The 23,943-nt window shown below is 45.8% G+C and carries 17 protein-coding genes; 10 read left to right on the top strand and 7 right to left on the bottom strand.

Annotated features, from left to right (window positions below; genetic code table 11):
• The first annotated feature begins 431 nt into the window (after window positions 1–431).
• The 10 genes from R7P69_RS17485 to R7P69_RS17440 all read left to right on the top strand — a co-directional run bounded on the left by R7P69_RS17485 (window position 432) and on the right by R7P69_RS17440 (window position 14,983).
• Entirely contained in the window at window positions 432–2,114 is a 1,683-nt protein-coding gene (locus tag R7P69_RS17485) for an ABC transporter substrate-binding protein (protein ID WP_005380037.1), read from the top strand.
• 170 nt (window positions 2,115–2,284) lie between these two features.
• Window positions 2,285–3,271 (top strand): ABC transporter permease, encoded by a 987-nt coding sequence (locus tag R7P69_RS17480; protein WP_005380038.1) that lies wholly within the window; start codon window positions 2,285–2,287, stop codon window positions 3,269–3,271.
• A 2-nt stretch (window positions 3,272–3,273) separates the two neighbouring features.
• Window positions 3,274–4,299: an ABC transporter permease gene (locus R7P69_RS17475; protein ID WP_054579088.1), complete on the top strand. Its 1,026-nt coding sequence runs from the start codon at window positions 3,274–3,276 to the stop codon at window positions 4,297–4,299.
• Between the two features lie 2 nt (window positions 4,300–4,301).
• Entirely contained in the window at window positions 4,302–5,285 is a 984-nt protein-coding gene (locus tag R7P69_RS17470) for an ABC transporter ATP-binding protein (RefSeq protein ID WP_005380040.1), read from the top strand.
• A gap of 47 nt (window positions 5,286–5,332) precedes the next feature.
• Window positions 5,333–6,328, top strand: a complete 996-nt coding sequence (locus R7P69_RS17465; protein WP_054579087.1) for an ABC transporter ATP-binding protein — start codon at window positions 5,333–5,335, stop codon at window positions 6,326–6,328.
• A gap of 63 nt (window positions 6,329–6,391) precedes the next feature.
• Complete coding sequence (locus R7P69_RS17460; RefSeq protein WP_151515095.1) at window positions 6,392–8,131, top strand: glycoside hydrolase family 9 protein; 1,740 nt, start codon at window positions 6,392–6,394, stop codon at window positions 8,129–8,131.
• Between the two features lie 2 nt (window positions 8,132–8,133).
• Entirely contained in the window at window positions 8,134–9,024 is an 891-nt protein-coding gene (locus R7P69_RS17455) for an N-acetylglucosamine kinase (protein ID WP_238952105.1), read from the top strand.
• Window positions 9,025–9,032: 8 nt separating this feature from the next.
• Window positions 9,033–10,952: a beta-N-acetylhexosaminidase gene (locus R7P69_RS17450; RefSeq protein ID WP_318121640.1), complete on the top strand. Its 1,920-nt coding sequence runs from the start codon at window positions 9,033–9,035 to the stop codon at window positions 10,950–10,952.
• 84 nt (window positions 10,953–11,036) lie between these two features.
• Window positions 11,037–13,445 (top strand): GH36-type glycosyl hydrolase domain-containing protein, encoded by a 2,409-nt coding sequence (locus tag R7P69_RS17445; RefSeq protein WP_238952106.1) that lies wholly within the window; start codon window positions 11,037–11,039, stop codon window positions 13,443–13,445.
• A gap of 125 nt (window positions 13,446–13,570) precedes the next feature.
• Complete coding sequence (locus R7P69_RS17440; protein ID WP_238952107.1) at window positions 13,571–14,983, top strand: phosphoglucomutase/phosphomannomutase family protein; 1,413 nt, start codon at window positions 13,571–13,573, stop codon at window positions 14,981–14,983.
• Between the two features lie 158 nt (window positions 14,984–15,141).
• On the opposite strand, the gene R7P69_RS17435 is transcribed toward R7P69_RS17440, so the two are convergent.
• The 7 genes from R7P69_RS17435 to acnB all read right to left on the bottom strand — a co-directional run bounded on the left by R7P69_RS17435 (window position 15,142) and on the right by acnB (window position 23,913).
• Window positions 15,142–16,173, bottom strand: coding sequence for an ABC transporter ATP-binding protein (locus tag R7P69_RS17435; RefSeq protein WP_005380055.1), 1,032 nt, complete (start codon window positions 16,171–16,173; stop codon window positions 15,142–15,144).
• A complete protein-coding gene (locus R7P69_RS17430) occupies window positions 16,173–17,798 on the bottom strand; it encodes an ABC transporter permease (RefSeq protein ID WP_238952108.1) in 1,626 nt (541 codons plus the stop codon). The genes R7P69_RS17435 and R7P69_RS17430 overlap by 1 nt, the downstream gene beginning before the upstream one ends.
• Window positions 17,799–17,897: 99 nt before the next feature.
• Window positions 17,898–18,911, bottom strand: coding sequence for a Fe(3+) ABC transporter substrate-binding protein (locus tag R7P69_RS17425; RefSeq protein WP_005386566.1), 1,014 nt, complete (start codon window positions 18,909–18,911; stop codon window positions 17,898–17,900).
• A gap of 152 nt (window positions 18,912–19,063) precedes the next feature.
• Window positions 19,064–20,293 carry an ammonium transporter gene (locus R7P69_RS17420; protein WP_005386568.1) on the bottom strand — a complete coding sequence of 410 codons (1,230 nt, stop codon included), beginning with the start codon at window positions 20,291–20,293 and terminating at the stop codon, window positions 19,064–19,066.
• Between the two features lie 27 nt (window positions 20,294–20,320).
• The gene (locus R7P69_RS17415) at window positions 20,321–20,659 is read right to left on the bottom strand and encodes a P-II family nitrogen regulator (protein ID WP_005386570.1); all 339 of its coding nucleotides are present in this window, start codon (window positions 20,657–20,659) and stop codon (window positions 20,321–20,323) included.
• Window positions 20,660–20,847: 188 nt separating this feature from the next.
• A complete protein-coding gene (locus R7P69_RS17410; RefSeq protein WP_206954587.1) occupies window positions 20,848–21,216 on the bottom strand; it encodes a YacL family protein in 369 nt (122 codons plus the stop codon).
• 99 nt (window positions 21,217–21,315) lie between these two features.
• The gene (gene acnB / locus R7P69_RS17405; protein WP_238952109.1) at window positions 21,316–23,913 is read right to left on the bottom strand and encodes a bifunctional aconitate hydratase 2/2-methylisocitrate dehydratase; all 2,598 of its coding nucleotides are present in this window, start codon (window positions 23,911–23,913) and stop codon (window positions 21,316–21,318) included.
• Between the last annotated feature and the right edge of the window lie 30 nt (window positions 23,914–23,943).

Raw genomic sequence — 23,943 nt, 5'->3', positions numbered from 1 at the left:
ATTAATTTTTAGCTGATTAATTAACACCATTTCTGCATGTGAGCGAGATCTCCGAACCTAGAAAACAAGCAGGAAACGTATATTTAAAAAGGACCAGCAGGTTAGTAATCACCAACACTTATTATTAACAAGGATATAAACTGCGACGCATATCAACGTTTATTTTTTGGCCCAATGCTGGTTAAAATTAGCCAAAATAACGTTTATAACGGAGAGCTCAGAGATTTTAACGTTTTTAACGGGAATCAAGTTTGATTATTTTATGGATAAGGTGTTTTCTTACTCCTACCTAAGGCCTACAGGCCACTCTTGGCGAAACTCAATGTTGTAATGGGTAAGGCATGTACAAGAGGTAGGTCTTAGAGAGTGTTTATCAATTGATGACATTCAATTCCATTTAGTGAAATGAAAGCAAATAGTAAGGAACAGCTATGCTTGCCAATATTAAAAAAACAGCACTAGCAACAGCAATTATTGCAACGGCTACTACAGGTTTTGCATCGGTAGCTACTGCGGCTGAACGCAGTGAACTGACTATCCACCCTAAAGAGTTTACAACTTTCGTTCGTAACTTTAACCCTTTCTTGGGTGCAACTAACCTGCACACAACAACCGACTTTATTTACGAGCCGCTCGTTGTTTTTAACGAAATGCACGGTAACACGCCTGTATTTCGTCTAGCAGAAAACTTTACCATGGCTGATGACCTGATGAGCGTAACCTTCGATATCCGTAAGGGCGTAAAATGGTCTGATGGCAAAGCGTTTACCGCTGATGATGTTGTTTATTCTTTCAACCTAGTTAAAGAGAAGCCAGAGCTAGACCAATCTGGTATCAACTCTTGGGTGACTGGCGTAGAAAAAGTTAACGACTACCAAGTTAAATTCCGTCTAAGCGAAGCAAACTCAAACGTTCCTTACGAAATTGCGAAAGTACCAGTCGTACCTAAGCACGTATGGAGCAAAGTAAAAGATCCAGCAACATTCACAAACGAAAATCCAGTAGGCAGTGGTCCATTTACTGAAATCGACACTTTCACACCGCAGCTATATATCCAGTGTGAGAACCCGAATTATTGGGATGCTGACAACCTAGATGTAGATTGTCTGCGTGTGCCACAAATCGCGAACAACGACCAATTCTTGGGCAAAATCGTTAACGGCGAAATGGACTGGACGTCTTCATTCGTACCAGACATCGACCGTACGTACGCTGCAGCAAGTCCGAATCACCACTACTGGTACCCACCAGCGGGTACTCAAGCATTTGTAGTGAACTTCAAAAACCCAGACGCTGCGAAAAACGAAGCACTAACTAACGTTGACTTCCGTCGTGCGTTCTCTATGGCGCTAGACCGTCAAACTATCATTGATATCGCTTTCTACGGCGGCGGTACAGTGAACGACTTCGCATCTGGCCTTGGCTACGCATTCGAAGCTTGGTCTGATGAAGAGACGCACAACAAGTACAAAGGCTACAACACATACAACGCGGAAGGTGCGAAAAAGCTTCTAGCTAAAGCTGGCTTCAAAGATGTAAACAAAGATGGCTTTGTGGATACACCATCTGGCAAGTCTTTCGAGCTTCTAATTCAATCACCAAACGGTTGGACTGACTTCAACAACACGGTACAACTAGCCGTTGAGCAACTAGCAGAAGTGGGCATTAAAGCTCGTGCTCGTACACCGGACTTCTCGGTATACAACCAAGCTATGCTAGAAGGTACTTACGACGTTGCTTACACCAACTACTTCCACGGTGCAGATCCACACTTGTACTGGGATAGTGGCTACAACTCGAAGCTACAAGCTGGTGACGGCATGCCTCGCTTTGCAATGCACTTCTACAAGAACGATAAGCTAGACGGTCTTCTTAACAGCTTCTACAAGACAGCAGATAAACAAGAACAACTAGAGATCGCTCATGGCATTCAGAAGATCATTGCTCAGGACCAAGTAACTATTCCTGTGCTATCTGGCGCGTACATGTACCAATACAACACAACTCGCTTCACTGGTTGGTGGAACGAAGAAAACCCTAAGGGCCGTCCAAACATTTGGGCAGGTATCCCAGAGCGTCTACTTCACGTACTGGACCTAAAACCAGTTAAATAAGTAGAAGTTCATTTCAAGCGGCATACATCCCGTGTGCCGCCTATAAAAATCCCTTGTTAACGAAACCAATATGTGGCGCTCGTCGTCAGGGGATTTTTCGCTCTAAATTTCGCTAGGAGCGACCTGAAACCAGAAACAGGGAAAAAATCTGGGTGAGTAAGGTGTGAGTTATGGGTTATTTTTTAAGACGTTTGTCGTTCTATCTTGTCGCGCTCTTAGTTGCAGCGACGTTAAACTTTATTATTCCGCGAGCAATGCCTGGTGACCCAGTTACCATGATGTTTGCTAATGCTTCAGTACAGGTGACTCCAGAACGAATCGCAGCAATGAAAGAACTGCTCGGTTTCGTTGATGGGCCAATTTACATTCAGTACTTCTCGTACATTAAAAACATTCTAAGTTGGGAATTGGGCACCTCAATCCAGTTCTACCCACTTTCAGTTAATTCTTTACTAGGTAGTGCATTTGGCTGGTCACTATTTCTAGCTGGTACTGCGGTTGTACTTTCTTTCTCCATCGCTTCTGTCCTTGGTATTTTTGCCGCCTGGAAGCGCGGTAGTAAGTACGATGCATTCGTAACGCCTGGCACATTGATCATTCAAGCTATTCCACAAATGGTTATCGCAATGTTAGCGCTGTTTACCTTTGCGATTGGCCTGAAATGGTTCCCATCTGGCTATGCTTACACGCCAGGTACTATTCCTGATTGGACAAGCTGGGAGTTCATCAAGAACGTGGGTTACCACGCTGTACTACCTCTATTCTGTGCAACCATCGTTCAAATTGGTGGCTTCTTAGTTAACATGCGTAACAACATGATCAACCTTCTCGCCGAAGACTATATCACGATGGCTAAAGGTAAAGGGCTGAGTGAAAACCGCGTCGTCTTTAATTACGCCGCACGTAACGCACTACTTCCAAGTGTTACCGCACTGTCTATGTCTTTAGGTATGGCCATTGGAGGTCAATTAATCATCGAGATGATTTTCAACTACCCAGGCCTAGGTACTGTTCTATTGAACGCAATTCACGCTCGTGACTACCAAGTACTTCAAGGTCAGTTAATTATCATGACGATGTTCATGCTGTGCTTCAACTTAATGGCTGACATGCTGTACATGATTCTAGACCCTCGCCTACGTACGGGAGGCAAATAATCATGAAAGAACTATTCAAACTTATTTTAGGTAACGCATTTGCTCGCATTGGTCTTGGCATTGTTACGCTGTTCGTGTTCGTTGCGATTGCCGCTCCTTTACTTACAAAGCATGCGCCAGACAAGCGAACCGGTAACCCACACGAATACCCAAGCTTTGTTGTAAAACAGGCACAAAACAATCCTGATGGTTGGGTCGCTAAAAACCTGGCAGACGATCGTCGTACGCTGATTATGTCTAAAAAGGCCGACCACGTATTAGGTACTAGCCGAATGGGTCGCGATATCTGGTCGCAAGTGGCTTACGGTGCACGAGTATCACTGGGTGTAGGCTTTGGCGCTGGCATCATCGTGTGCTTCTTAGCAACAGTCATTGGTATATCGGCAGGTTACTTCGGCGGTAAAGTGGATGACATATTGAGTGCCGCAATGAACATCATGTTAGTAATTCCGCAGTATCCATTGCTATTCGTGCTGGCGGCCTTTATCGGTGAAGCAGGCCCACTCACCATTGCCTTGATTATCGCTGGTACTTCTTGGGCATGGGGTGCACGTGTTGTCCGCTCTCAAACTATGGCACTACGCGAGAAAGAGTTCGTTAAAGCTGCCGAAGTATTGGGAGAGTCTTCATTCCGTATCATCTTCGTTGAGATTTTACCAAACCTTATCCCGATTGTCGGTGCGAGCTTCATTGGCTCAGTAATGCTGGCGATCAACACTGAAGCGGTCATTTCGTTCCTAGGTTTGGGTGATGCCAACACGATCAGTTGGGGCATCATGCTTTACAACGTGCAAACCTCATCAGCCATGCTGATTGGCGCATGGTGGGAAGTACTAGCACCTTGTATTGCCCTAACACTACTGGTTACTGGTCTTGCTCTGTTGAACTTTGCCGTTGACGAAATTGCGAACCCTCAACTTCGTTCTCACAAAGGCATGAAACGCTGGAAAAAACTAGCAGCAAAAGACAAGAAAGAACGTGAGCCTGAACTGGCACCACAAAATGCACTATGGAGCGGAGATAAATAATCATGACTGCACCACTAATTTCCATCCGTAACCTATGCGTAGACTACATCACAGACGCGGGCGATGTCCGCGCCTGTAACAACGTGAGCTTCGACATTGCACCAGGTGAAGTATTCGGTCTGGCTGGTGAATCTGGCTGTGGCAAATCCACTGTTGCCTTCTCACTAATGCGCCTTCATAAGCCGCCAGCGTTTATCACAGGTGGTGAGGTGATCTTCAACGGTGAAGATATCCTTCAGTACAGCGATGATCGCATGCAAGCGTTCCGCTGGAGTGAAATGTCGATGGTATTCCAGAGTGCGATGAACGCTTTGAACCCTGTTCTAACCATGGAAGAGCAGTTCTGTGACGTCATCATGCGTCATACCAATATGACTCGCGCTCAAGCAAAAACACGCGCTGAAGGTCTGCTGGAAATCGTTGATATCCACCCTAGCCGATTGAGTGATTACCCGCACCAGTTCTCTGGTGGTATGCGTCAACGTCTAGTAATCGCAATCGCTTTGGCTCTGAACCCAAAAATGATCATCATGGACGAACCGACTACCGCATTGGATGTAGTGGTTCAACGTGAAATTCTACAAAAAATTTACGCGCTTAAAGAAGAGTTTGGTTTCTCAATTCTGTTCATCACACATGACTTGTCATTGATGGTCGAGTTCTCGGATCGTATCGGCATCATGTACTCAGGTGAGTTGATTGAAGTCGCGCCTTCTAAGCAAATTCTGGAAAGTCCTTACCACCCTTACACCAAAGGTTTGGGTAGCTCTTTCCCTCCACTAACTGGACCAAAGACCAAATTGACTGGTATTCCAGGTAACCCGTTGAACTTGCTAGAAGTACCACGGGGCTGCCGCTTCCAAGCTCGTTGCGATCGCGTACATGAAGCATGTACACGTGTACCAACCCAATTACGTCAAATTGAACCAGGTCGCCTCTCAAATTGCCATTTGTACGGCGACACCATTGCTCAAGCTAAGGTTTAACAACAAAAAAACGCTAGCTAAGAACAAAAATTACACTGGAGAGAATTATGAGCAAACAATTCGGCGAACTGCTGATTGAGGGTAAAAATGTCGTTAAGGACTTCCCTTTAAACAGTAACTCAATCAAACAATCTAAGATGCGCGCAATCAACGACGTCTCTTTCAAAATGTACAAGAGCCGCGGCTTGTCAGTGGTAGGTGAATCTGGTTCAGGTAAGTCTACTACTGCAAAAATGATTGCAAAAATGTACGCACCAACCGATGGCATCATTGAGTACAAAGGTCGTGATATCCAAGACATCACCTCTCGTCACGATTTAATGACCTACCGTGAAGGTGTACAAATGGTGTGGCAAGACCCGTTTGGCTCGCTAAACCCAACGCACAATATCTTCCACCATATTGCTCGACCACTGCTAATCCACAAAAAGGTCTCACCTAGCAACAAGAAAGAACTGGAAGAGCGTGTGTACGACCTACTTGAACAAGTTGGTCTTATTCCCCCAAAAGAAACGGCGCAAAAGTTCCCGCACCAGCTATCTGGCGGTCAGCGTCAGCGTGTCAACCTGGCTCGTAACATTGCGGTTGGAGCTGAAGTAGTCTTGGCGGATGAGCCAACATCCATGCTCGATGTATCGATCCGCGCTGGCGTTTTGAACTTGATGGAAGAGATGAAGTTCGAGAAACAAATGTCTCTGCTCTACATCACTCACGACATCGCAACAGCGCGTTACATTGCTGAAGATCTTGCGGTCATGTACGTAGGTCACATGGTTGAATGGGGCGATACTGAAGAAATCATTCACGACCCTCAACACCCATATACGCAACTGTTGGTATCTGCGGTTCCAGATCCATCGAAGTCTATTCACGAGAAACTGAAAGGCAACAAAGGGGAAATCCCACTTTGGACACCAGAATCTGTCGGCTGTCCATTTGCTGGACGTTGTGTACACGCTACCGACAAATGTCGTGAACGACTACCAGGCGTCACTCAACTGTCCGACAACCACTTTGTCCGCTGTTACTTATTTGAAGATTAATCATAACGAGGGTCAGGTTCAGCCTGACCCATTCCTGTTTTTATCGTTTCCCGGAGACATTGAATGCTGCTACTGACTAACCACATTGGTTATGAACGTCTGGGCCCAAAGAAAGCCATTATCCAGACCGAACAACCACACTTGTCTTCTTACACTGCTCAATTGATTTGTGCCACTAGCGAGCAAACCGTGGCAACTTTTGCGGTTGAAGAACAAGGTAAAGTGGCGAACTGGCATCAGGGCTATTTCTACCTCATCGACTTTTCCTCTTTCACAACGTCAGGTGACTATTTCTTGCAAGTAGAAGATACGCGCTCTTCCTCTTTCATCGTTGGCGAACACATTCTGTTGGATCAAACTTTGTCAGATGTGATCCACTACTTCAAATCGCAACGTTGCGGCGGAATCTTCGATCAACAAGATCGACAACTTCCAGTACTAAACTCCAATAAAAAGGTTGATGTACACGGCGGCTGGTACGACGCATCAGGAGACGTTAGCAAGTATTTAAGTCACCTTTCATACGCGAATTATTTGAATCCTCAACAAACCCCAATGGTGGTTTGGAACATCCTAAAAGGGGTTTCGTTGCTTGAAGGAAGCGAAGACATTGCAGCTTTCACACGTACACGTCTGATTGAAGAAGCCCTGTTCGGTGCAGACTTTCTTGTGCGTATGCAAAACGAAAAAGGCTTGTTCTACATGACGGTCTTTGACAAGTGGAGCAAAGATACTGCGCAACGCGAGATTTGCGCGTACGAAACTCAACTTGGTCACAAATTTGACGACTATCAAGCAGGCTTTCGACAAGGTGGCGGTGTCGCCATTGCAGCGCTAGCGGCAGCGTCGCGTTTAAGTGTTCACGGTGAATACGATCAACAAAAATACCGCAACGCTGCCGAAAATGGTTACTGGCACTTAAAAGAGCACAATACGCAGTACCTCAATGATGGGGAAGAAAACATTATCGACGAATACTGTGCGCTACTGGCTTGTGTAGAACTGTTTAAAGCAACCAAAGAAACTCGCTACTTGGAAGAGAGCCGTTTGTGGGCGCAACGTTTAGTTGCACGCCAAATGAGCGACGAGCAGATTCAACACTTTTGGTCAGCAAACCAAGACGGCAGCCGTCCATATTTTCACGCAGCCGAAGCTGGTCTACCAGTTATTGCCCTATGCGAATATCTATTAATTGAAGACGACTCAGCACGAGCGGAATCGGTAAAACGTATCGTCAACCTAGCGTGTGAGTTTGAGATCACAATATCGAATAAAGTGATCAACCCATTCGGTTACCCTCGCCAATATGTTAAAGGCGTAAATGAGTCAAAACGCGAGGCATTTTTTGTCGCACACAACAATGAATCTGGCTATTGGTGGCAAGGCGAGAATGCTCGACTGGGCTCACTCGCGACCATGGCGTACCTTGCTCAACCGCATATAGCGTCGCAAGAAGTACAGCAACAACTTTCTGTGTTTGCTCAAGATGCATTGAACTGGGTTGTAGGCTTAAACCCATACGACATGTGCATGCTAGATGGCCATGGTCGTAACAACCCTGATTACCTCCCTCAATATGGTTTCTTCAACGCAAAAGGTGGCGTGTGTAACGGAATCACTGGCGGCTTTGAAGACGAGGAAGACATTGCATTTAACCCACCAGCACAAAAAGAAGACGTGTTACAAAACTGGCGCTGGGGCGAACAATGGATCCCGCATGGCGCTTGGTACTTACTCGCGATAATGAGTCAAGCTCAGCATGTTTCTCAGTTGGCGACCTCTAAAAATATGAAGGAAGAATAATCATGGGAATGTATTTTGTCGGTATCGATGGTGGCGGCACGTCATGTCGAGCCAGGATTAAAGATTCACAAGGTAATTTTCTTGGCGAGGCCAAAAGCGGCAGTGCCAACATCATGCTAGGTGCTGAAATAGCAATGGCTTCGATTCTTGAATCCATCACTTCGGCTACCGAGCAAGGCGGTCTGACACAACAAGATTTCGCGTCGATGCACGTCGGCTTAGCCCTTGCTGGCGCAGAGCACAAAGCATCTTGGCAAGCCTTCATGTCTCTTCCTCATCCATTTGCCAGTATGACTCTGAATACCGATGCTTACGGTGCGTGCGTTGGTGCGCACAATGGCGAAGATGGCGCAATCATGATTGCGGGAACCGGTTCTTGTGGCATCTACCTTAACGGATTGGAGCAACATGTTGTCGGTGGTCGTGAGTTCCCTATTTCGGATCAAGGTGGCGGCGCAGTGATGGGGCTACGCCTAGTTCAGCAAGTTTTGTTAGCTGAAGATGGCATCAGAGAAAAAACGCGCCTAGCACAACACGTTATGACGCATTTCGAAAATGAGGTCGACAACGTGGTGGCGTGGTCAAAACAGGCGCTTCCTCGTGATTATGGGCAGTTTTCTCCGGCTATTTTCCAACATGCGGAACAAGGCGATGCATTGGCCATTGAAATGCTGAAGCAAACCGCAGCGGATATAGAAATGTTTCTCGTGGCATTAAACAAGCGCGGCGCAACACGTATTTGTTTAATGGGCAGCATAGCTGAACGCATTGTACGTTGGCTTTCACCACCAGTTCAGCAATGGATTGTTGAGCCACAGTTTGACGCGATTGAAGGCGCAATTATGTTTGCTGGCAAACCAGAACATAACCTTTACTCGCTCAGTGCGGCGTAGGAGTAGATATGGAATATCGTGTTGATCTCGTAGTCCTTTCTGAGCAGAAACAAAACTGCCGCTTTGGCCTCACCTTTCATAACTTGAGCGACCAAGACCTAAACAGCTGGAGCTTAACTTTCGCTTTCGATCGTTACATTCTTCCAGACAGCGTTTCAAATGGTCAACTGACTCAAATTGGTAGTTTTTGCACACTTAAGCCAGAAGGGGTGGTACTGGCTGCCAACCATCACTATTACTGTGAATTCAGTATTGGTTCGAACCCATTCCGTTATTACTCGGATGGCTTTAACGAAGCGATGATCAACTTTGTCGTTGATGGAAACCCACAGCGCGCACAAGTGGATGTCACGCCTATCGTATTAGTTTCACCATACCGTGAACGCAGTGAGATTCCGGCAAGTTTAACCCATGCACAGCCCTTGCTGCCAAAACCAAACCATATTGAGGTCAGCGATCACTATTTTAGCTTTGATCATCATGCTGGCGTCGCGGTTTATTCAAGCCTGGCCAATTCAGCTAAAGAATGGCTACTTGATGAGCTTAAGCGCATTCACCAATTTGAGTTCGCATCAGACAATGGCAGTCAGATCATCTTCAAAGGCAACCCAACCTTGGATGAAGGCGCTTACAAACTGAAAGTAGCCGAAGAGTCAATCAAAATTGAAGCAGGATCTTCGTCTGGTTTTACCCATGCTTGTGCAACGTTATTACAACTAATCAAAGTTGGCGATCAACCTAACTCAATGGAAGTAGTTTGCTGTTCAATCAAGGACAGGCCACGTTTTCGTTACCGCGGTATGATGCTGGATTGTGCTCGTCATTTTCACTCCGTTAAGCAAGTCAAACGCTTGATCAACCAACTGGCTCATTACAAGTTCAATACGTTCCATTGGCATCTTACCGACGATGAGGGTTGGCGAATTGAAATCAAATCACTGCCTCAACTGACCGATATTGGTGCTTGGCGCGGATTGGATGAGATCAATGAACCACAGTACACGCACTTTGATGAACGTTACGGCGGCTTCTACACACAAGAAGACATCAAAGACGTTATCGAATTTGCATCGCAACGCGGCATCACCATCATTCCTGAAATTGATGTACCTGGTCATTGCCGAGCCGCCATCAAGTCGTTACCACACCTATTGGTAGAAGCGGAAGATACCACCGAATACCGCAGTATTCAGCATTACAACGACAACGTCATTAACCCTGCTCTGCCGGGGAGTTATGAATTTATCGACAAAGTGCTAGAAGAAGTCTCTGCACTTTTTCCTGCGCCTTACGTTCATATTGGTGCCGACGAAGTACCTAACGGCGTATGGTCAAAAAGCCCAGCATGCCAAGCACTAATGGAACAACTGGGTTACAGCGACTACAAAGATTTGCAAGGACACTTCTTGCGTTATGCCGAAGACAAACTTCGTAAATTGGGCAAACGCATGCTGGGCTGGGAAGAGGCTCAACACGGCGACAAAGTCAGTAAAGATACGGTGATCTACTCATGGCTAAGCGAAGAAGCGGCCTTGAACTGTGCTCGCCAAGGCTTTGATGTGGTGCTGCAACCAGCACAAACCACTTACCTAGATATGACCCAAGACTACGCACCTGAAGAACCGGGCGTGGACTGGGCAAACCCACTGCCACTAGAAAAAGCTTACAACTACGAGCCGCTCGCTGAAGTGCCTGCTGACGACCCAATACGTAAGCGCATTTGGGGCATTCAAACAGCATTATGGTGCGAAATTATCAATAACCAACCTCGCATGGACTACATGATCTTCCCTCGTTTAACTGCAATGGCAGAAGCATGTTGGACAGACAAACAACACCGAGATTGGACCGACTATTTATCACGCTTGAAAGGCCATCTACCTCTGCTTGATTTGCAGGGAGTGAATTACCGTAAACCGTGGAAGTAATACAAAACTGATGTCGAAACATCACGCTTGAAGAGTTTTTAAATTTTGGCTGCTGATGCAGCTTCGTAAAAAGGAAAGACACAAATGAAATACGGCTATTTCGATAACGAGAATCGCGAATACGTCATCACTCGCCCTGACGTACCAGCACCATGGACCAACTACCTAGGTACTGAGAAGTTCTGTACGGTTATCTCGCACAACGCGGGTGGCTACTCGTTCTACAACTCTCCAGAATACAACCGTGTTACTAAATTCCGTCCAAATGCGACATTCGATCGCCCAGGACACTACGTTTACTTGCGTGATGATGAGACAGGTGATTACTGGTCAATCTCTTGGCAACCAGTTGCGAAGAGCCTAGACGAAGCAAACTACGAAGTTCGTCACGGCTTGTCTTACTCTAAGTTCAAATGTGAATACAGCGGTATTACCGCAACAAAAACTCTGTTCGTGCCAAAAGGCGAAGACGCTGAAATCTGGGATGTAGTGATTAAAAACACCTCTGACAAACCACGTACGATCAGTGCATTCTCATTTGTTGAGTTCTCATTCAGCCACATTCAGTCTGATAACCAAAACCATCAGATGTCTCTGTACTCAGCAGGTACGGCTTACAACGAAGGCGTGATAGAGTACGACCTGTACTACAACACCAACGATTTCGAAGGCTTCTACTACCTAGCTTCAACATTTGACCCAGATTCATACGACGGCCAACGTGACAGCTTCCTAGGCCTATACCGTGACGAAGCAAACCCGTTAGCGGTAGAACAAGGTAAGTGTTTCAATACAGCGCAAACTTGTTACAACCACTGTGGCTCTTTGCATAAGCAATTTACTATTCAGCCGGGTGAAGAAGTTCGCTTTGCTTACATTCTCGGTATCGGTAAAGGCAACGGAGAGCGTCTGCGTGCTAAGTACCAAGATCTTGCAGAAGTCGACAACGCATTTGCGGGTATCAAAGCACACTGGGATGAGCGTTGTGGCAAGTTCCAAGTGAAATCACCAAACGAAGGTCTAGATACCATGATCAACGCTTGGACGTTATACCAAGCGGAAACGTGTGTGGTGTGGTCTCGCTTTGCTTCATTCATCGAGGTGGGAGGCCGTACTGGTCTTGGTTACCGCGATACAGCGCAAGATGCGATCTCAGTTCCTCACGCTAACCCAGCAATGACGCGCAAACGTATCGTTGACCTACTGCGCGGCCAAGTAAAAGCGGGCTACGGTCTACACCTATTCGATCCAGATTGGTTTGATCCAGAAAAAGCTGATGTTAAACCATCTAAATCTCCAACCGTAGTTCCAACACCTTCTGATGAAGACAAAATTCACGGCATCGAAGACACCTGTTCTGATGATCACCTATGGCTAGTTCCAACCATCTGTAAGTACGTGATGGAAACCGGTGAGCACAGCTTCTTCGACGAAGTGATCCCTTACGCCGACGGTGGCGATGCAACGGTTTATGACCACATGAAAGCCGCGCTAGACTTCTCGGCTGAATACGTAGGTCAAACCGGTATCTGTAAAGGTCTGCGTGCAGACTGGAACGACTGTCTGAACCTAGGTGGCGGCGAATCTTCAATGGTGTCGTTCCTACATTTCTGGGCACTGCAGGAGTTCATCGACCTAGCGAAATACCTAGGTAAGGAAGCCGACGTTGAAAAATACACCGAGATGGCAGCAAACGTGCGTGAAGCGTGTGAAACACACCTTTGGGACGAAGAAGGCGGCTGGTATATCCGTGGTCTAACGAAAAACGGCGAAAAGATCGGTACAGCGCAACAAAAAGAAGGTCGTGTACACCTAGAGTCAAACACACTTGCGGTACTTTCTGGTGCGGTATCTCAAGAGCGCGGCGAAAAAGCGATGGACGCTGTCGATGAGAACCTGTTCTCTGAATACGGCCTTCACCTAAACTCACCATCTTTTGCAACACCGAATGATGATATCGGCTTCGTAACTCGTGTTTACCAAGGCGTAAAAGAGAACGGTGCGATCTTCTCGCATCCAAACCCATGGGCTTGGGTAGCTGAAGCGAAACTGGGTCGTGGTGATCGTGCAATGAAGTTCTACGATGCACTAAACCCATACAACCAGAACGACATCATCGAAAAACGTATTGCAGAACCATACTCATACGTTCAGTTCATCATGGGTCGTGACCACCAAGACCACGGTCGTGCAAACCACCCATGGTTAACAGGTACATCTGGCTGGGCTTACTTCGCTGTTACCAACTTTATCCTTGGTGTGCGTACAGGCTTCGATGGCCTAACTATCGATCCATGTATCCCAACGAACTGGCCTGGTTTCGAAGTGACTCGTCAATGGCTAGGTGCAACGTACAACATCAAAGTCGTTAATCCAGACTCAGTAAGCAAAGGCGTTAAGTCGATTACTGTGAACGGTGAAGCAGTGAATGGTGCCTCTGTCCCAGTTCAAGCGGAAGGTTCAGTAAACGAAGTTATCGTTACTCTAGGTTAATCATCTTTTGGGGGAGTCCTTCTCCCCTTTTGATTTATCCGGTGCATTTATGTTTTACAAGTGCATCGGTTCGCTAGCAAAGATTTAAGACGCGGTGGGATGCCGCTCTTATCGAGGATCGAATCATGATCAAATTTGGTACAGGCGGTTGGCGTGCATTTATTGGTGAGGAGTTCACCAAAGATAACGTACGCTTGGTTGCCCAAGCAGTTGCAAACATCACGAATAACGAATCGGTTGCTGATCGCGGTTTTGTGATTGGCTATGACCGTCGTTTTCTTTCCGATAAAGCAGGTCGTTGGTTCGCTGAAGTTCTAGCAGCAAACGGCATTATGGTTAGCTTTATCGACAAATTTGTCCCAACACCTATCGTAATGTTTAAAGCGAAAGAAATGGGCTGCGCATACTCGGCATGTATTACCGCATCACACAACCCTGCCGATTACAACGGCATTAAAGTCTTCATTGAAGGCGGTCGTGACGCAGATGAAATCATCACCCAAAAAATCGAATCACAAATAGACGCGCTCACTGCGCAAGATGTAAAAAGCGTCGACTTTGAACAAGCGGTTGAACATAAGCTGATTGAAATCATCAATCCGATGAACGAATTCGTTGACTCAATCATCGACTTTATCGACATCGAAGCGATCAAGAAGGCGAATTTACGTGTTTTGATCGACCCAATGTTTGGTGTCGCGAAAAACGCACTGCAAACCGTATTAATCAACGGCCGCTGTGACGTTGATGTGATTAACGATGGCAAAAACCCAGATTTCGGTGGGTTAATGCCTTCGCCAAGCGCTGCAACACTCTACCGTTTGATGCACCTAGTGAAAGAGCAAGGTTACGATATTGGCATCGGTACTGATGGCGATGCGGACCGTCTTGGTATTATCGACGAAAAAGGTAACTTCATTCATCCAAATGAAGTGCTACTGCTGCTTTACTACTACCTACTTGAATACAAAGGCTGGAAAGGCTCCGTGGTACGTAACATCGCAACCACCCACCTTCTCGATAAAGTCGCCGAAGATCATGGCGAGAAATGCTTTGAGGTTCCTGTAGGCTTTAAGCACATTAGTTCCCAAATGGAAGCGGATGACTCACTGATTGGCGGGGAAAGCTCAGGTGGCCTAACCATTCGCGGCCACATCAAAGGTAAAGACGGCGTATTCGCATCAAGCCTATTGGTAGAAATGATTTCAGTAACCGGCAAGAAGCTGTCTGAGTTGCTAGATGAAATCTACGGCAAGTACGGCTATGCCTACATGGCAGAAGGCGATTGCAAGTTCAAACCAGCGCAAAAAGACGTACTGTTCAACAAAATTTATGTTGAAAAACAGTTGCCTGAGTTTGAGTTTGAAATCGAAAAAGTCAGCTATGAAGATGGCGCGAAAGTCTACTTCAAGAACGGCGGTTGGATCATCGCTCGCTTCTCTGGCACTGAGCCACTGCTACGAATTTTTGCAGAGATGCAAGATAAGGACACTGCGGAACGTGTTCTTCAACAGTTTAAAGACTTCTTGTCTTTATAACTGAACCTTGTGCCCGCTTCGCGCACTATGATGAGAGTCGACGCTGTCTGAAAAGGCGCTCATCAAAAAGGAGAAGAGCACTTGCCCGGCCTCACTGCCGGGCTTTTTTATTGTATGTTGGAAAGTCGTAAACGAGATAGCAAAGATACTCAGGAGCGTTAAGCAAATGCCAGGACGCCTTGCGTTTCAATTTTCACCGCGACGGACTCACCTATATTTAATGCTTGCGAAGCTGTAGCTAACAAACGGTCACCATTCGCGTTAATCACATAACGGCAGTGATCACCCATAAAATGCTGTTCCAATACGGTTACCGAACTATCTTCATCGGATTGAATTTGCACATGCTGCGGTCTTAGCAGTAAAGAGCACTCCGCCTGTACTGGAATATCTTGTTGAGCCGTGGCTTCAACCACGCCCAAGTGGGTTTCATATTCTGAATTCGAAACTCGTTTAGCAGCAAGGTAACTGCCACCACCTAAGAAATCAGCGACAAATTTACTTGAAGGTTGGTAGTAAAGCTCAGATGCTGTGCCATATTGCTCGATGACTCCATTGTTCATCACTGCCATTTTATCGGCAAAAGCAAAAGCCTCTTCACGGCTATGCGTAACAAAAATGGCAGTCACACCTTGGGCCTTAAAAATCTTACGGATCTCACTTATCAACTCATGGCGAACTTGCGTATCAATATTAGAAAACGGTTCATCCAGTAACAGTAAGTCTGGGCTGTAAGCTAATGAGCGAGCAATCGCAACACGCTGCTGCTGTCCACCAGACAATTGATGAGGATAACGATCGCCATAACCTTGAAGATGCACGAGTTCTAACATCTCTTGAACTTTGGCATTTTTCTCTTTTGTCGAGCACTGCTTTAAGCCAAAGGCAATGTTTTGCTCCACCGTCAAGTGAGGAAAAAGTGCGTAATCTTGGAAAATCATCCCTATATTACGCTGTTCTGGCGGCAACCAGTTTTCCCCATCGTCAATTGTGACGCAATTTAGACTCATTTCGCCTGACGTTAACGGCAATAATCCCGCAACGGCCTTTAATAGTGTTGTTTTCCCACAGCCACTAGCTCCTAGCAAACAGACAATCTGCCCTTGTTCTACCTCAAGAGACAATGATTCGAGTACGGTTTGATCATCATATTGGCACGTTAGGTTTTTAATTGATAATGCACAGCTCATCAGTGATTTTGCTCCAGTGAACGGTTAACAACAACAAGCGGGATCAACCCAACAAGAACCAACAGGACCGCTGGTAAAGCGGCCAATTCTAAATGCTCATCCGAGGCGAAGTTATAAACGTATGTGGCTAGTGTTTCAAAGTTAAACGGACGAAGTAACAAAGCCGCATTGAGCTCTTTCATTGACTCGATAAACACTAATAAAGCCGCAATCAGTGCACCGCGCTTAACCAGCGGAAAGTGCACGCGCCACAGCATGGCATTCGTCTTACAACCCATAGTGCGCGATGCCATATCTAACGACGGAGAAATTTTATTTAAATTACTTTCGATACTACCAATCGCTACCGCGGAAAAGCGCACAACCATGGCAAATACTAGTGCGAACATGGAACCAGAAAAGATAAGTCCCGGCCTTCCCCACTCCATGGCTTTAGCAACGTCGTTGACACGATGATCCATAAACAGCACAGCGACCATCACACCGATGGCTAGTACCGTTCCTGGTACTGCATAGCCCATAGAAGAAAGACGCATAAATGCCAAGCTTTCTCGTTTACCATTGACTCGATGGGTAAAGTTAACGATCAGTGCGACAGCAACACCAATAATCGCAGCAATAACAGACACAACTAAGCTATTCCATGCGTATTCACGAAACTCTGAGGTCCAACTCTGCGCAAAATAAGTGATCGCATAATCAATCAGCTGTAGTAGCGGCAAAATAAACGCGACCGAAACCAAGCCCCAGCACCAAACTAGTGCGGTCCACTTTTTCCAGCCCGTCAACTCGTAACGAAAATCTTCGTGACTGTTAAATTGGCTTTGAAAAAGCTTTTGTTTACGGCGGCTGTATCGTTCGGCACTAAGAAGCAGTACTACAATGACGAGCATCATGGCAGAAATCTTGGCTGCCGCATTAAGATTAGAGTACCCCAACCAAGTATCGTAGACCGCTGTGGTTAACGTATTCACCGCGAAGTAACTTACCGTACCAAAGTCACCAATGGTCTCCATTGCGACCAATGATAAACCCACTGCGATAGAGGGTCTTACTAACGGCATCGAGATGCGCCAAAAACTTTCCCATGGAGAGCACTTGAGCAAACGCGCGCTTTGCAATAAAGAGACATTTTGCTCCATAAACGCAGCCCGGCACAATAAATACACGTAAGGATACAACACCAAAGCCAACACAAAGGTCGCACCAGGCAACGTACGAATGTCAGGGAACCAATACTCGCCAGGTCCCCATCCGGTTACATCACGCAAAAAGATCTGAATCGGGCCTGCAAAATCAAACCAATCAGTAAAAATATAACCAATGATATAACCTGGCATTGCAAGAGGTAGCACCAATGCCCACTGCAACCATTTTTCGGTCGGCAGTTTACACATGGCCATTATCCAAGCGCTTGGAATACCAAGAATTAAGGACAGCACCATTACGCCAACAGTTAGCGCAACCGTGTTAAAAATATAAGTCGGCATGACCGTTGCCATTAAATGAGCAAACAAATCATCCGTTTCACCAATTGCGGTGTAGAAGATCGCTAAGATCGGCAAAACCAGTAGCAGAGTTATTACCCCACTACTGGTTTTCCATAAAGAGTGTTTATCTTTCATCGCCTAATTACTGCAAGGCTGTATGAAATACAAATGCTGTTGCAAATACATCTCATATCCTTTAATCAAATGGGGGTACTGTTATACCCCCACAAGGAATTAAAGGTCAAATTTCACTTCGTCTAATAGCTTAATTGCCGCTTCGTGGTTGGCTGCAATATCGTCTAGAGAAAGCTTGTCTGCTTTAAAGTCACCCCAAGATTCCACAAGCTCAGAACGCTTCACGCCTTCTTTAACTGGGTACTCATAGTTAACTTCTGCGTACATTTGCTGCGCTTTGTCACCCGTTAGGAATTCCATTAGCTTCACAGCATTGTCTTTGTTTGGAGAGTACTTCGCCATCGCCATACCAGAGATATTCACGTGAGTGCCTGTAGTCTCTTGATTAGGGAAGTTGATGTAAACTGCATCAGCCCAAGCTTTTTGCTCTTTGTCGTTAACCATTTTACCTAGGTAGTAGCTGTTACCTAGAGAAACATCACATAGGCCTTCTTTGATCGCTTTAACTTGTGCACGATCGTTGCCTTGTGGTTTGCGAGCAAGGTTTGCTTTCACACCTTCCAACCACTCTTTGGTTTCTGCTTCGCCATTGTGAGCAATCATTGCTGAAACTAGAGAAACGTTGTACGGGTGCTTACCGCTACGAGTACAAATTTTACCTTTGAACTCTGGCTTAGCTAAGTCTGCGTAGTTGAAATCTGCGCCTAGTTTACCTACGCGATCACGTGATGAATAAACGCTACGAGAACGTAGAGTTAGAGCAAACCACTCATTCTCTTTATCTTGGTATTGAGCAGGTACGTTTTCTTCAATGATTTTGCTATCGACTTTCTGAACTAAACCTTTGTTTGTCAGTTCAGCTAGACGGCTGATGTCTGTCGTAAGAATAACGTCAGCAGGGCTGTACTCACCTTCTTGAGCTAGCTTTTCTGCTAAGCCTTTTTTAGCAAATTTTACGTTTACTTTGATACCAGTTTCTTTAGTGAACTCATTGAACATAGGTTCAACTAGGAAAGGTTGACGGTAAGAGTAGACGTTCACTTCTTCAGCAGCCATTGCTGTTGGAGCTAGAGTAGCGCAAGTTAGTGCTGAAAGAGTTAGCAGTTTTTTCATTGTTTAATCCTTTACCATGCTAATGATAACGTTTATCAGTTGCGTTATTATATGTATGTTCAATAAGAAGACAATGACGAATATTAAAAAACCTGCTCATCGGAGCAGGTTTTATTGTGTTAAGTGTGTAACCATTTATTACAAGCTAATGATTATTTCACTGTAACAAACTCTGGGTAAGCACCAACACCACAATCATGCATGTCCATACCTTCCATTTCTTCATCTTCTGTAACGCGAATCCCAACGGTTGCTTTCAAGATTGCCCACACAACTAGGCTGGCACCAAATACCCAAGCAAAGATAACTACGGCACCTAAAAGCTGTGCACCAAACGTTGCATCACCGTTGCTCAGTGGCACTACCATTAGGCCGAAGAAACCACACACACCGTGAACTGAGATAGCACCTACTGGATCGTCAATTTTAAGTTTATCTAGAGCAATGATACTGAATACAACTAGTGCACCCGACACCGCACCAATCGCAACCGCGTACAGTGGTGATGGCGATAGAGGGTCTGCAGTGATGGCAACCAAGCCAGCTAGCGCGCCATTGAGAATCATCGTTAAATCGGCTTTACCCCAAGTAGTTTTACAAACGAATAGCGCCGCAATTGCACCGGCAGCCGCTGCTGCGTTAGTGTTTAGAAAGATCTGACCTACCGCTGTAGCATTCTCAAAATCTGAAACCATCAACTGAGAACCACCGTTAAATCCAAACCAGCCAAACCAAAGGATAAAAGTACCCAACGTTGCCAAAGGCATGTTAGAACCTGGAATCGGATAGATTTCACCATTTTTACCGTACTTACCCTTACGCGCGCCAAGCAGTAACACACCAGCAAGAGCAGCAGAAGCACCTGCCATATGTACGATCCCAGAACCCGCAAAATCACTAAATCCAGCTTCTGCTAGGAAGCCTCCGCCCCATGTCCAGTAACCTTCCATTGGATAGATAAACGCAGTTAAAATCGCAGAGAAAATCAAGAAAGACCAAAGCTTCATGCGCTCAGCTACCGCACCAGAAACGACGGACATGGCAGTTGCAACGAAGACAACTTGGAAGAAGAAGTCAGACTCTAAAGAGTGGTCGGCCCCTTCACCTTGAGTACCAATTAACGTACCAAATGAAGGTAACCAGCCTCCTTCTCCATTATCGACATACATGATGTTATAACCGACAATCAGAAACATCGTGCATGCGATGGCGTACAAACAGATGTTCTTCGTAAGAATTTCTGTTGTGTTTTTAGAGCGCACAAGGCCAGCCTCTAGCATCGCAAAGCCTGCTGCCATCCACATTACCAACGCACCGGAAATGAGGAAGAAAAAGGTGTCAAGTGCGTAACGTAACTCGGTTACTGTTGTTGTTAATTCCATAATAAGTATCTCCAATCCTTTGAATTCTTAAAGTGCTTCTGCGTCCATTTCGCCAGTTCGGATACGCACCGCTTGGTTCAGATCGTAAACAAAAATTTTACCGTCGCCGATTTTTCCGGTTTGCGCAGCTTTTGTAATTGCTTCAACAACGCGATCTACATTGTCTGCGTGAGTCGCGATTTCAATTTTCACCTTTGGTAGAAAATCGACTTGATACTCTGCACCGCGATACAATTCCGTGTGACCTTTTTGACGACCGAACCCTTTAACTTCTGATACTGTCATCCCTTCGATACCGACATCAGCCAATGCTTCTCGTACATCGTCTAATTTAAACGGCTTAATAATGGCATTGATTATTTTCATTGAGTTATCTCCGAAGCTTTCATCCTGAAACACTTCTTATAATCCAATCTACGTGCCAAGTTTTTAAGTTATTGAATAATAAAAACTAACCTCAATTTACATATCTATAAACAAAAAGGGCGCACCATATCGGTGCGCCCTTTTCACAAATTTAAAGCAACGGCAGAGAAGTTACCCAAAACTGTGCATTAAATGTTCAAAAAGTCTTTCCACTGTTCGATAAGTGCCATGAAATCCTCTATCCCACAACTTGCTGTACTTTCTGCATTGTAGAAGTCGAACTCACTTTCCATCTCGACATCATATTCATGGGCTAATGCGTTTTCTTGTACAAGAACTTCGTCGCCCTGAATCATCAAGCTAATTTCCGTGCCTGTTAGGTTATGCTCCTGAGAAGGCACTGAAAATGACCGCTCAATTAGCTTTTCAACCTGTGCAATCTTCATCGGATCTTTGCCAATTTCTTCTTGCAACCAGCGCCCTACAATCTCATGTCCCATGCTACATTTTACGTAGTACTCGCCCATCAACGTGTTACGAATGAATTCAAATTCCACCGAGATTGCCTATTTCGTATCAATTTGGTGCGAGTATAGCGAATTGCTCCCATAAAAAAAGCACCTCATGTGAGGTGCTTTTGAATTGTGCATTTCTGATTATGCCGGTTCTTGGAAGATCACTTCGTCCGCTTTCTTGGTGTATTGATCCATTTTATGGAAGTTCAAGTAGCGGTACGTATCCGTTGCCGTAGCGTCGATTTGCTTCGCGTATTCTAGGTATTCTTCTTTGGTTGGAATTTTACCTAGGATTGCACCTACTGCAGCTAGCTCAGCTGACGATAGGTAAACATTCGCACCAGTACCCAGACGGTTCGGGAAGTTACGCGTTGAAGTCGACATTACTGTTGATTTATCTGCAACACGCGCTTGGTTACCCATACAAAGTGAACACCCTGGCGTTTCAATACGCACCCCTGCACGTCCGAAGATACCGTAGTAGCCTTCTTCAATCAGTTGGTCTTTATCCATCTTTGTTGGTGGCGCTACCCAAAGGCGCGTCGCTAACTGGCCATTGAACTTATCAAGCAATTTACCTGCTGCGCGGAAGTGACCGATGTTCGTCATACAAGAACCGATGAACACTTCATCAATCGCTGTGCCTTGTACTTCAGACAACAAACGAGCGTCATCTGGGTCATTCGGTGCACATAGTACTGGCTCATTGATTTCAGCCATATCGATTTCAATCACATGTGCGTATTCAGCGTCTTTATCTGCTTGCATCAGCTCAGGGTTTGCTAGCCACTCTTGCATTGCAGTAATGCGGCGCTCGATAGTACGGCGATCACCGTAACCTTCAGAGATCATCCACTTCAGCATCACGATGTTAGAGTTTAAGTACTCTTCGATCGACTCTTGAGACAATTTCACAGTACAACCTGCCGCCGAACGCTCTGCAGATGCATCAGAAAGCTCAAATGCTTGCTCAACCGTTAGCGTTTCTAAGCCTTCAATCTCAAGGATACGACCAGAAAATTCGTTGATCTTGCCCGCTTTTTCTACCGTTAGTAGACCTTGCTGAATCGCGTAGTAAGGGATGGCATGAACAAGATCACGCAGTGTAATACCCGGTTGCATCTCACCTTTAAAACGAACCAAGATTGACTCTGGCATGTCTAGCGGCATAACGCCTGTCGCAGCTGCAAAGGCAACCAAGCCCGAGCCGGCTGGGAATGAAATACCCAGAGGGAAACGAGTATGTGAGTCACCACCCGTACCGACAGTATCCGGTAGTAGCATACGGTTTAGCCATGAGTGGATAATACCGTCACCAGGACGAAGAGATACACCACCGCGGTTCATAATAAAGTCCGGAAGTGTATGGTGAGTGTTAACGTCTACTGGTTTTGGATAAGCCGATGTGTGACAGAAAGACTGCATGACAAGATCAGCAGAGAAGCCGAGACACGCCAAGTCTTTAAGTTCATCACGAGTCATAGGGCCAGTAGTATCTTGCGAACCTACTGTCGTCATTTTCGGCTCACAGTAGGTTCCAGGACGGATGCCTTCTACGCCACATGCTTTACCAACCATTTTCTGTGCAAGCGTGTAGCCTTTACCAGAATCTGCGATTTCACCAGGTTTGCGGAATACGTCCGAAGGCTCAAGACCTAGAGACTGGCGCGCTTTGTCTGTCAAACCACGACCGATGATCAATGGGATACGACCACCAGCACGAACTTCATCAATCAGTACTTCTGTTTTTAGCGAGAACTCAGCTAGAACCTCACCAGTTTCGTGGTTGCAAACTTTACCTTCATATGGGTAAACATCGATAACATCGCCCATGTTGAGCTTAGTTACGTCAACTTCGATTGGTAGTGCGCCAGCATCTTCCATTGTGTTAAAGAAGATAGGGGCAATTTTGCCACCAAGCACATACCCACCAGCTCGTTTGTTTGGAACGTAAGGGATATCATCACCCATAAACCAAAGCACTGAGTTGGTTGCCGATTTACGTGAAGAGCCAGTACCAACAACATCACCAACGTAAACCAATTGATGACCTTTTTCTTTTAACTCTTCAATTTGCTTGATCGGGCCAATAGTACCCGGTTGATCAGGGTTTATTCCTTCACGCTCGTTTTTAAGCATCGCCAGTGCGTGTACTGGGATATCAGGGCGAGACCAAGCGTCAGGTGCAGGTGAAAGGTCATCCGTGTTCGTTTCACCTGTTACTTTAAATACGGTTAGAGTGACTTTTTCTTCAAGCTTAGGCTTAGAAAGGAACCACTCAGCATCAGCCCATGATTGAAGTACTTTCTGTGCATGCGCATTGCCTGCTTTCGCTTTCTCTTCTACGTCATAGAAAGCATCAAACATCAGCAGCGTATGAGACAGCGCTTTTACTGCGATCTCTGCCAGTGCTTCATCATCCAATAGCTCAACTAGCGGTTCGATGTTGTAACCACCTTGCATAGTGCCTAGCAGTTCAGCCGCTTTTTCACGACTCACTAATGGTGATTTAACTTCACCTTTTGCTACTGCTGTTAGGAAACCCGCTTTTACATAAGCAGCTTCATCAACACCTGGAGGGATACGGTTTTCAAGTAGGTCAAGAATGACTTCTTCTTCACCTTGTGGGGGATTTTTCAGAAGTTCTACAAGTCCAGCAACTTGTTCTGCGTCTAGCGGTTTAGGAACAACTCCTTCAGCAGCACGCTCTTCGACGTGTTTACGGTAGGCTTCAAGCACGACTTTTTCCTCTCATTGCGGTTCCTCCTC

Source organism: Vibrio sp. 661 (genome assembly GCF_033339315.1).
GTDB classification, from domain to species: domain Bacteria; phylum Pseudomonadota; class Gammaproteobacteria; order Enterobacterales; family Vibrionaceae; genus Vibrio; species Vibrio alginolyticus.
Note: the sequence above shows the minus strand (reverse complement) of the source record. Positions and strands in the feature narration are given on the sequence as shown.

Excerpts from the sequence above, each read along its gene's own strand:
- R7P69_RS17485 (WP_005380037.1), top strand. The coding sequence starts at position 432 with ATGCTTGCCAATATTAAAAAAACAGCACTAGCAACAGCAATTATTGCA.
- R7P69_RS17480 (WP_005380038.1), top strand. The coding sequence starts at position 2,285 with ATGGGTTATTTTTTAAGACGTTTGTCGTTCTATCTTGTCGCGCTCTTA.
- R7P69_RS17475 (WP_054579088.1), top strand. The coding sequence starts at position 3,274 with ATGAAAGAACTATTCAAACTTATTTTAGGTAACGCATTTGCTCGCATT.
- R7P69_RS17470 (WP_005380040.1), top strand. The coding sequence starts at position 4,302 with ATGACTGCACCACTAATTTCCATCCGTAACCTATGCGTAGACTACATC.
- R7P69_RS17465 (WP_054579087.1), top strand. The coding sequence starts at position 5,333 with ATGAGCAAACAATTCGGCGAACTGCTGATTGAGGGTAAAAATGTCGTT.
- R7P69_RS17460 (WP_151515095.1), top strand. The coding sequence starts at position 6,392 with ATGCTGCTACTGACTAACCACATTGGTTATGAACGTCTGGGCCCAAAG.
- R7P69_RS17455 (WP_238952105.1), top strand. The coding sequence starts at position 8,134 with ATGGGAATGTATTTTGTCGGTATCGATGGTGGCGGCACGTCATGTCGA.
- R7P69_RS17450 (WP_318121640.1), top strand. The coding sequence starts at position 9,033 with ATGGAATATCGTGTTGATCTCGTAGTCCTTTCTGAGCAGAAACAAAAC.
- R7P69_RS17445 (WP_238952106.1), top strand. The coding sequence starts at position 11,037 with ATGAAATACGGCTATTTCGATAACGAGAATCGCGAATACGTCATCACT.
- R7P69_RS17440 (WP_238952107.1), top strand. The coding sequence starts at position 13,571 with ATGATCAAATTTGGTACAGGCGGTTGGCGTGCATTTATTGGTGAGGAG.
- R7P69_RS17435 (WP_005380055.1), bottom strand. The coding sequence starts at position 16,173 with ATGAGCTGTGCATTATCAATTAAAAACCTAACGTGCCAATATGATGAT.
- R7P69_RS17430 (WP_238952108.1), bottom strand. The coding sequence starts at position 17,798 with ATGAAAGATAAACACTCTTTATGGAAAACCAGTAGTGGGGTAATAACT.
- R7P69_RS17425 (WP_005386566.1), bottom strand. The coding sequence starts at position 18,911 with ATGAAAAAACTGCTAACTCTTTCAGCACTAACTTGCGCTACTCTAGCT.
- R7P69_RS17420 (WP_005386568.1), bottom strand. The coding sequence starts at position 20,293 with ATGGAATTAACAACAACAGTAACCGAGTTACGTTACGCACTTGACACC.
- R7P69_RS17415 (WP_005386570.1), bottom strand. The coding sequence starts at position 20,659 with ATGAAAATAATCAATGCCATTATTAAGCCGTTTAAATTAGACGATGTA.